The sequence below is a fragment of the Paenibacillus etheri genome, assembly GCF_001012825.1.
In the GTDB taxonomy this organism is placed as follows: Bacteria; Bacillota; Bacilli; order Paenibacillales; family Paenibacillaceae; genus Paenibacillus_AQ; species Paenibacillus_AQ etheri.
Map to the genome: position 1 here is coordinate 1 of NZ_LCZJ02000057.1, position 210 is coordinate 210.

At 52.9% G+C, this 210-nt stretch carries 1 rRNA gene; it reads left to right on the top strand.

Annotated features, from left to right (window positions below):
* Positions 1-210: ribosomal RNA gene (locus UQ64_RS27580) — 16S ribosomal RNA — on the top strand; the annotation flags it as partial.

A 210-nucleotide genomic window follows, 5' to 3' on the forward strand; every position in this document is an offset into this window, starting at 1 on the left:
TCAAAGGAATTGACGGGGACCCGCACAAGCAGTGGAGTATGTGGTTTAATTCGAAGCAACGCGAAGAACCTTACCAGGTCTTGACATCCCTCTGAATCTGCTAGAGATAGCAGCGGCCTTCGGGACAGAGGAGACAGGTGGTGCATGGTTGTCGTCAGCTCGTGTCGTGAGATGTTGGGTTAAGTCCCGCAACGAGCGCAACCCTTAACT